Source organism: Mesorhizobium sp. M7A.F.Ca.MR.362.00.0.0, assembly GCF_004023175.1.
Lineage (GTDB): Bacteria > Pseudomonadota > Alphaproteobacteria > Rhizobiales > Rhizobiaceae > Mesorhizobium.
Map to the genome: position 1 here is coordinate 1 of NZ_RZTF01000145.1, position 8003 is coordinate 8003.

At 64.7% G+C, this 8003-nt stretch carries 8 protein-coding genes and 2 pseudogenes; 8 read left to right on the forward strand and 2 right to left on the reverse strand.

Translation table 11 applies throughout. The annotated features are described in order from the left end of the window. Positions 1–575: pseudogene (locus tag EOC06_RS18480) on the forward strand (coproporphyrinogen III oxidase); the annotation flags it as partial. 399 nt (positions 576–974) lie between these two features. After that, entirely contained in the window at positions 975–1412 is a 438-nt protein-coding gene (locus tag EOC06_RS18485) for an EamA family transporter (protein WP_127269533.1), read from the forward strand. 73 nt (positions 1413–1485) lie between these two features. Here EOC06_RS18485 and EOC06_RS18490 read toward each other — a convergent pair whose 3' ends face one another. Beyond that, on the reverse strand, positions 1486–1674 hold the full coding sequence (locus EOC06_RS18490) for a hypothetical protein (protein ID WP_127269534.1): 189 nt from the start codon (positions 1672–1674) through the stop codon (positions 1486–1488). A gap of 134 nt (positions 1675–1808) precedes the next feature. On the opposite strand from EOC06_RS18490, the gene rsmI reads away from it, so the two are divergent. Together rsmI and EOC06_RS18500 are read left to right on the forward strand one after the other, a co-directional pair. Beyond that, positions 1809–2738, forward strand: coding sequence for a 16S rRNA (cytidine(1402)-2'-O)-methyltransferase (gene rsmI, locus EOC06_RS18495; RefSeq protein WP_127382148.1), 930 nt, complete (start codon positions 1809–1811; stop codon positions 2736–2738). Then, entirely contained in the window at positions 2731–3108 is a 378-nt protein-coding gene (locus tag EOC06_RS18500; protein WP_127269758.1) for a YraN family protein, read from the forward strand. The genes rsmI and EOC06_RS18500 overlap by 8 nt, the downstream gene beginning before the upstream one ends. Before the next feature lie 173 nt (positions 3109–3281). On the opposite strand, the gene EOC06_RS18505 is transcribed toward EOC06_RS18500, so the two are convergent. Further along, the gene (locus EOC06_RS18505; protein WP_128308455.1) at positions 3282–4088 is read right to left on the reverse strand and encodes an undecaprenyl-diphosphate phosphatase; all 807 of its coding nucleotides are present in this window, start codon (positions 4086–4088) and stop codon (positions 3282–3284) included. 160 nt (positions 4089–4248) lie between these two features. Here EOC06_RS18505 and EOC06_RS18510 point away from each other — a divergent pair, with 160 nt between their 5' ends. The 4 genes and pseudogenes from EOC06_RS18510 to mepA all read left to right on the forward strand — a co-directional run. Then, a complete protein-coding gene (locus tag EOC06_RS18510; protein WP_013528622.1) occupies positions 4249–4941 on the forward strand; it encodes a glutathione S-transferase family protein in 693 nt (230 codons plus the stop codon). Continuing rightward, positions 4922–6076 carry a tRNA epoxyqueuosine(34) reductase QueG gene (gene queG, locus EOC06_RS18515; RefSeq protein WP_128308456.1) on the forward strand — a complete coding sequence of 385 codons (1155 nt, stop codon included), beginning with the start codon at positions 4922–4924 and terminating at the stop codon, positions 6074–6076. The genes EOC06_RS18510 and queG overlap by 20 nt, the downstream gene beginning before the upstream one ends. Continuing rightward, complete coding sequence (locus EOC06_RS18520) at positions 6073–6972, forward strand: SDR family oxidoreductase (protein ID WP_128308457.1); 900 nt, start codon at positions 6073–6075, stop codon at positions 6970–6972. Before queG ends, EOC06_RS18520 begins: the two co-directional genes overlap by 4 nt. Positions 6973–7037: 65 nt before the next feature. Continuing rightward, positions 7038–8003: pseudogene (gene mepA / locus EOC06_RS18525) on the forward strand (penicillin-insensitive murein endopeptidase); the annotation flags it as partial.

Consider the following 8003-nt stretch of genomic DNA (forward strand, 5'->3'; position numbering starts at 1 on the left):
ATCAGCTGACCATCGAGGAAGGCACGCCCTTCCACGCGCTGCATGCGGCGAAGAAATTCATCATTCCCGACAATGACCACGCCGCCGACCTCTATGCGCTGACGCAGGAGATCACCACGGCGCATGGCTTGCCGGCTTACGAGATTTCCAACCACGCAAGGCCGGGCGCCGAGAGCCGGCACAACCTCACCTATTGGCGCTATGGCGAATATGTCGGCGTGGGGCCGGGCGCGCATGGCCGCTTCGTCGAGCATGGCCGCCGCACGGTGACGATCGCCGAGCGGATGCCGGAAACCTGGGCCAATCTGGTCGAGGCCAAGGGCCATGGCGTCACCGGCGGCGAAATCCTGACGCGTTCGGAAGAGGCCGACGAATTCCTGCTGATGGGCCTGCGGCTCGCCGAAGGCATCGACCTCTCCCGCTACGAGGCGTTCTCCGGACGCGGCCTGTCGTCAGCACGGCTGTCGATGCTGCAGGGAGAGGGGCTGGTGGCGCCGATCGGCAATGCGCGCCTGCGCGCCACGGCCGCCGGCATGATCGTGCTCGACGCCGTGGTCGCCGATCTGGCGCGGTAGGCAGGTAGCTTTGCCTGCGCCAAGCTCCTCCCGCCTCGTCATCCACGGGCGGAGCGACGCGAAGCGGCGCGCAGACCCGAGGATCCATGCCGCGACGGCTGCTGCGGGGCGTCACGGTCCAGAATGGGCATGCCTGCTCTGCCACTTGTCCCGTTCAAACAATAGATTTCGTTGCCGGCGCATCCTCTCCACGCCAGCTTTCCAGATTCTGCACCGTAGCGAAATTCAGAAGTCACGGAATGGATCCTCGGGTCTTCGCGACGTCGCTTCGCTCCTGCTCCGCCCGTGGATGACGAAGGTGGGGAAGCCTCGTCCAATCTCCGAAGCTTAGGATTACACTTCTGAAGGCACGCGTTCCACGGTATCTCGGTTGAGACCTCATCCGCAAAGGCCACCGGCATGAACCTGACCGTATCCTCCTGGCAATTCTGGGCATTGCTCTCAGCTGCGTTCGCTGCCCTGACGGCGATCTTCGCCAAGGTTGGCATCGAGAACATCAATTCCGATTTCGCCACCTTCATCCGCACGGTCATCATCCTGATCGTGCTCGGTGCCATCCTGCTTGCCAGCGGCCAGTTCCAGTCGCCGGCCACGATCTCGGCAAAGACCTGGGCTTTCCTAGGCCTGTCCGGTCTGGCGACCGGCGCGTCATGGCTCTGCTACTTTCGGGCGCTCAAGATCGGCAATGCGGCGCAGGTGGCGCCGATCGACAAGCTAAGCGTCGTGCTTGTGGCGGTGTTTGGCGCGGCCTTTCTCGGCGAGCGGTTGTCCGGAGCGAATTGGCTTGGCGTCGCCCTTATCGCGGCGGGCGCGGTGCTGGTCGCCTATCGAGGCTAGTTGCGCGCCGTTGCGGGCATTCTTTGTTTCAAGACGGGTGATGAAGATATCGAAGCGATTGGGCATCGTCCGGTCAGTGCTCCGTCGTGCTATCGGGTTTGTTGTCGGAAAGCCTGACGTTGGTCGGCAAAGCGCTCACGGCTCGCTCTTTGGCCAGGCTGTGCTCGGTCTTGGCAGATAGGCGCTTGTCCCTGGGCGCGGCACCGCGCTTGCGGCCGGCATAGTAGGGCTCGAAAGCGTCCTGTATCTTCAGGCTGTCCATCCTGTCCTCCTCCGGAATCAGGGGGCTAATCTGCCAACGCCGGTTTGGTTCCCCACTGTGGCAAAGGAAAGGCGAATTCCTTACATCGGCGTCAGCTTTTGCAAGCCCGCGTCAGCCGTGCCAAACAGGGCTGAATGGAGAAGTCATCGGTGACCGCAGAGACGAGCAAGCGCAGCTATGTGGTCGGGCAGACCGAGATCGCGGCACGGCCATTGGAGCCGGCGCTCTATCTGGTGGCGACGCCGATCGGCAATCTCGCCGACATCACGCTGCGCGCGTTGGAGACGCTGGCCGCCGCCGACATCGTTGCTTGCGAAGACACGCGGGTGTCGCGCGTGCTGCTCGACCGCTACGGCATTCGCCGCCGCACCACGGCCTATCATGAACACAATGCCGGCGAGGCCGGGCCGAAGCTGATATCGGCACTTCAGGCCGGGCAGAGCGTGGCGCTGATCTCCGATGCCGGCACGCCGCTGGTATCCGATCCCGGCTACCGGCTGGTCGGCGAGGCGCTCGACCACGGCATTCGCGTCGTGCCTATCCCCGGCCCGTCAGCGCCGCTGGCGGCGCTGACGGCATCCGGCCTGCCCTCCGATGCCTTCCTGTTCGCCGGCTTCCTGCCGGTCAAATCAGGGCAGCGGCTGACACGGCTGGAAGCACTGAAGGCCGTGCCGGCGACATTGATTTTCTTTGAATCGCCGCGCCGGCTGGCTGACTCCCTGGCTGCCATGGTCGAAGCGCTCGGCGGCGAGCGCAAGGCCGCTATCGGCAGGGAATTGACCAAGACTTTTGAGGAGATGCGCACCGGCACGCTGCAGGCGCTGGCCGACCACTATGCTGCGGCCGATACGCCGAAGGGCGAAATCGTCGTCTGCGTCGGTCCGGCCGAGGCCAGGGTCGACGAGCCTGAAGACATCGACCGTCTGCTTCTGTCGCTTGCCGCCGAAATGCCGGCCTCCAAGGCGGCCGCGGAAGCCGCGAAGATGACCGGCGGCCAGAAACAGGCCCTCTATCGGCGGCTGCTTGACCTCAGGGAGACTTCTGGAGAAAGCGACAGTGGCTGAGCGCCCAAGCGTCAGCCGCCAAAAGGCCTATCGACGCGGTCATCGCGGCGAATGGCTGGCGGCGGCAGCACTGATGATGAAGGGCTACAGAATCCTTGCGCGCCGCCACCGCACACGCTTCGGCGAGATCGACCTGATCGCGCGGCGCGGCGATCTGGTGCTATTCGTCGAGGTCAAGGCGCGGCGCACGCTGATGGAAGCCATGGAGGCGATCGGTCACGAATCGGAGCGTCGCATAGAAGGCGCGGCCGACATCTGGCTGTCGCGCCAAGCGGACTATGGCAGATTGTCGATGCGCTTCGACATGGTCGCCGTGCTGCCTTGGCGCTGGCCGGTGCATGTCGAGAATGCATTTTACGGGAGGAGTTGAGGGGCCACTTACGGGCGTTGCTCGCCCTTCGCTGGCTCCCTGCCCTTCGGGCGTTCAGTCCCTTCGAAAGGTCCACCGGACCTTTTGATCCGCCCGAAGGCGAACCGGGCCTTCACCGTTCGTCGTTCGGAAAGCCAAGCAATTGGCTTTCCGTCCGCTTCGCGGACCACTCCTCACCCCCAGATCATCAACGCCAGCAGTCCGACACCGCCGACCACCAGCCGCCACCAGCCGAACAGCGCGTAGCCTTTGCGCGAGACGTACTCGAGCAGGAAGCGTACGACGATGAGCGCCGTGACGAAGGCGGCGACGAAGCCGACGGCGATGATCGGCAGGTCGGCACTGCTCAGCACGTTGCGGTTCTTGAACAGGTCGAAGGCAAAGGCGCCGACCATGGTCGGGATCGCAAGGAAGAAGGAAAATTCAGCGGCAGCGCGCTTATCGACGCCCAAAAGCAGGGCGCCGACGATGGTCGAGCCCGAACGCGATGTGCCGGGAATGAGCGACAGGCACTGGAAAAGCCCGATCTGCAGGTAAAGCCGGGTCGGGAAGCGCTCGACATCGCGGTAGACCGGCTTGAGGTTCATGCGGTCCACCGCCAGCAGCACGACGCCGCCGATGATCAGCATGATGCAGATCAGCCTCGGCGATTCGAACAGCACCGTCTTGATGAAATCATGCGCCAGTGCGCCGATGATCGCCGCCGGCAGGAAGGCGATCAGGATGCCGATGGCGAAATGCCGCGTCAGCCGGTCATGCGGCAGTTCGAGCAGCATCTTCCACAGGCGGCGGAAATAGACGCTGAGGATCGCCAGGATGGCGCCGAGCTGGATCAGGATCTCGAAGGCCTTGCCGGTCGAATGGAAGCCGAGGAAATGACCGGCAAGCAGAATATGGCCGGTCGACGACACCGGGATGAACTCGGTCAACCCCTCCAGCAGGCCGAGCAGCAGGGCTTCGACGATGGTCTGGCTTTCCATGGCTACCTCGGCATTGGCGTGACGGCTGACAGAAGGGCTTGCTTGTCATGGCGTTGAAGTCCCCCTATAGGTCGCAACACCCTGACGGCCCGCTAACCGGGCGGCCAAGACTTACCGGTGCGCCCTGCGATTCGCCAGTGCGCTTTATCATCGCGGAACCATGCTGACGCTTTTCCACCATCCCATGTTCGCCACCTGTCGCTTCGTCCGCCTCGCATTCGGCGAGTATGGCGAGGAGCTGGCTTTGATCGAGGAAAAGCCGTGGACCCGGCGCAAGGAGTTCCTGGCGCTGAACCCGGCCGGAACGCTGCCGATCCTGTTGGCCGAAGGCGACGTGCCGATCGTCGGCGCGACGGTGATTTCGGAATATCTCGATGAAACGCGCGGCGTGCTGAAGCGCGACAAGCGGCTGTTCGCCGAGGACCCGATGCAGCGCGCCGAAATCCGCCGGCTCATCGACTGGTATCTCAACAAGGCCGAAAGTGAAGTCACTCGCCATCTGGTGCGCGAGCGCGTGCTCAAGCCGGTCATGCCGGAAACGGCTGGCGGCGGCTCGCCCGATTCGGGCGCGATCCGTGCCGCGCGCGCCAACATCCGCCAGCACATGAAATACACCAACTGGCTGGCCGGCACCCGCCATTGGCTGGCCGGTTCGAGGGTCACCTATGCCGACCTCGCGGCCGCGGCGACGCTGTCGGTGCTCGACTATCTCGGCGAGATCGACTGGCGCGAGCACAGCGCTGCACGCGAATGGTACACGCGGGTCAAGTCGCGGCCCTCCTTCCGGCCGCTTTTGACCGACCGGGTGCGCGGCCTGTCACCGGTGTCGCATTATGCGGACCTCGACTTCTGACGCCGCGAAACTGCGCGCGCTGATCGACGCGGAGGCGCAGCGCGCCGGCTTCGATGCCGTTGCCGTCACCTCCCCCGATGCGATCCCGCTGGCGCCGGCGCGCCTGGCCGAATTCGTCGCTGATGGCTTTCATGGGTCGATGGACTGGATCGCCGAGACGCTCCAACGCCGCAGTGAACCAATGGCCCTCTGGCCGCAGGTGCGCTCGATCATCGTGCTGGCGATGAACTATGGCCCCGACCATGATCCGCGCGGGGTGCTGGCCAAGCGCGACTCCGGCGCGATCTCGGTCTATGCGCAAAACCGCGACTATCACGATGTGATGAAGGGGCGGCTGAAGGAGATCGCCGGCAAGATCGTGGCGCGCGCCGGGGGTGATGTGAAGGTATTCGTCGACACCGCGCCGGTGATGGAAAAGCCGCTGGCCGAGGCCGCCGGGCTCGGCTGGCAAGGCAAGCACACCAATCTGGTCAGCCGTGAACACGGCTCCTGGCTGTTCCTCGGCACCATCTTCACCACCGCCGAACTCGTGCCCGACCGCGCCGAGATCGACCATTGCGGCTCCTGCCGCGCCTGCCTCGACGCGTGCCCGACCGATGCCTTTCCGGCGCCCTACCGGCTCGATGCGCGGCGCTGCATCTCCTATCTCACCATCGAGAACAAGGGGCCGATTCCGCACGAATTCCGCGAAAAGATCGGCAACCGCATCTATGGCTGCGACGATTGTCTTGCCGCCTGCCCGTGGAACAAATTCGCCCGGGCAGCTTCCGAAGCAAAACTCGTCGCGCGCGATGATTTGCGCGAGCCGCCGCTCGCCGACCTTTTGGGTCTCGATGACGCGGCCTTCCGCGCTTTCTTCTCCGGTTCGCCGATAAAACGCATCGGCCGCGACCGGTTCATCCGCAACGTGCTGATCGCCGCCGGCAATTCCGGCGATGCCTCTCTTGCCGACACTGTGCGCGCCTTGCTGGACGATGCCTCGCCGCTGGTCCGGGGCGCGGCAATATGGGCGCTGGCGCGGCTGGTGCCCGATGCCGAATATTCAGAACGGGCAGCCATCGGCCTGAAAACCGAAAGCGACGAAGCCGTGCGCGACGAATGGCGTCTGGCGCGGCCAACCAGGGCGAATGCATGAGCGAAAAGCAGATATTCATCTTCGGCGCCGGCTATTCCGGCAGGGCTTTTGCTCGGGCTAACAAAGGCGCCGCGACGATCTTCGGCACGACACGCTCGCCGGAAAAATTCGAGACGCTACGGCAGGCTGGTGTCGCGCCGCTTCTGTTCGACGGCGCGATGACCGGCGAAATCGGCGATGCATTGGGAAAAACAACGCATCTGCTGATTTCGATTGCCCCGGAAGAGGCCGGCGATCCCGTTCTGAATGCCGCACGAGAGGCAATCGCTCAAATGCCGGCGCTCGAATGGATCAGCTATCTCTCCACCGTCGGCGTCTACGGCAATTATGATGGCGCCTGGGTCGATGAAACGGCGGAATGCCGGCCGGTGTCGAAGCGCTCGGTGATGCGGGTGGCCGCCGAACGAGACTGGCTGGAGCTGGGCCGCGAGATCGGCCGACCGGGGGCGATCCTGCGCCTGTCCGGCATTTACGGCCCCGGCCGCAACGCGCTGGTCAATCTGGAAAACGGCACTGCAAGGCGGCTGGTCAAGCCGGACCAGGTGTTCAACCGCATCCATTGCGACGACATTGCCGGCGCCCTGTGGCAGCTCATCGAAGGCAATACAGGCGGCATCTTCAACGTCACCGACGACCTGCCGGCGCCGCCGCAGGATGTCGTCGCCTATGCCGCTTCGCTGATGGGTATCGAACCGCCGCCCGAGATTCCCTTCGACGCCGCCCAACTTTCGCCCATGGCACGGTCCTTCTATGGCGAGAACAAGCGTGTCGCCAATGCGGCGATCAAGGCGGCGGGCTATTCCCTGCGGTTTCCAGACTACCGCGCCGCCTTCGACCATATGTGGGCAAGCGGCGATTGGCGTGACGGCGAAGCGCGCAGCCCGATGAAGCGCTGACCATCGAAGCCGCGGGCGCGGCGTGCTATGATTCGGCCTTGGGATTGCGGTGGAGAACCGGGTTCATGAAGACAGCGATGAGGCTATCTCTAGGCAAAACGCCCCTGTTGGCCGCTGCGCTCGGCCTGCTTGCCGTGCTTGGGTTAGCCGTTCAGCCGGCGAGCGCCGAGGAGCGGGCAAAAGACCTGTTCGGCGCCAAGAAACTGCCGGCCGCGACCGCGGCGCAGTCGATCGGATTCTATTCCAAGGGCTGTTTTGCCGGCGGCGTCGCCATTCCCTTGGACGGTCCGACCTGGCAGGTGATGCGGCCGTCGCGCAACCGCCGCTGGGGCCATCCGGCGATGATCGCGGTAGTCGAGAAATTGTCGCGCGACGCAGCGGCCGATGGTTGGCCAGGCCTGCTGATCGGCGACATTTCGCAGCCGCGCGGCGGCCCGATGCTGACAGGACATGCCTCGCACCAGATCGGGCTCGACGCCGACATCTGGCTGACGCCGATGCCCCGCCGCCCGCTGTCGATGGCGCAGCGCGAATCGATGAGCGCCACCTTGATGGTCGATGAGAAGACCCATCTGGTGAAGGACGCGCTGTGGACGCCAGCGCACACAAGGCTTCTGAAGCGGGCGGCGAGCTACGGCCAGGTCGAGCGCATCCTGGTCAATCCGGGCATCAAGAAAAAGCTCTGCGACACCGTCAAGGGCGACCGCTTCTGGCTGCGCAAGGTCAGGCCGTTCTGGGGCCACGACTATCATTTCCACATGCGCATCGGCTGCCAGCCGGGCTCGTCCGGTTGCAAGGCGCAGGAAGCGACGCCGGACGATGACGGTTGCGGCAAGCCGCTGGCCTGGTGGTTCACGCAGGAGCCTTGGCGGCCCAACAAGAACCCCGATGCGCCCAAGGCGCGCGACCTGATGACGATGGCGAACCTGCCGAGCGAGTGCCGCGCGGTGCTCGACGCGCCGGGGCCGTCGTCGGCCGAGGCGGCGACCTACCATGGCGGCGGCGTGCCGGTCGCGGCTGCCGCCATGGTA

Coding starts and splice junctions, on each gene's coding strand:
- EOC06_RS18485 (WP_127269533.1), top strand. CDS start 975: ATGAACCTGACCGTATCCTCCTGGCAATTCTGGGCATTGCTCTCAGCT.
- EOC06_RS18505 (WP_128308455.1), bottom strand. CDS start 4,088: ATGGAAAGCCAGACCATCGTCGAAGCCCTGCTGCTCGGCCTGCTGGAG.
- EOC06_RS18510 (WP_013528622.1), top strand. CDS start 4,249: ATGCTGACGCTTTTCCACCATCCCATGTTCGCCACCTGTCGCTTCGTC.
- EOC06_RS18490 (WP_127269534.1), bottom strand. CDS start 1,674: ATGGACAGCCTGAAGATACAGGACGCTTTCGAGCCCTACTATGCCGGC.
- EOC06_RS18520 (WP_128308457.1), top strand. CDS start 6,073: ATGAGCGAAAAGCAGATATTCATCTTCGGCGCCGGCTATTCCGGCAGG.
- queG (WP_128308456.1), top strand. CDS start 4,922: ATGCGGACCTCGACTTCTGACGCCGCGAAACTGCGCGCGCTGATCGAC.
- rsmI (WP_127382148.1), top strand. CDS start 1,809: ATGGAGAAGTCATCGGTGACCGCAGAGACGAGCAAGCGCAGCTATGTG.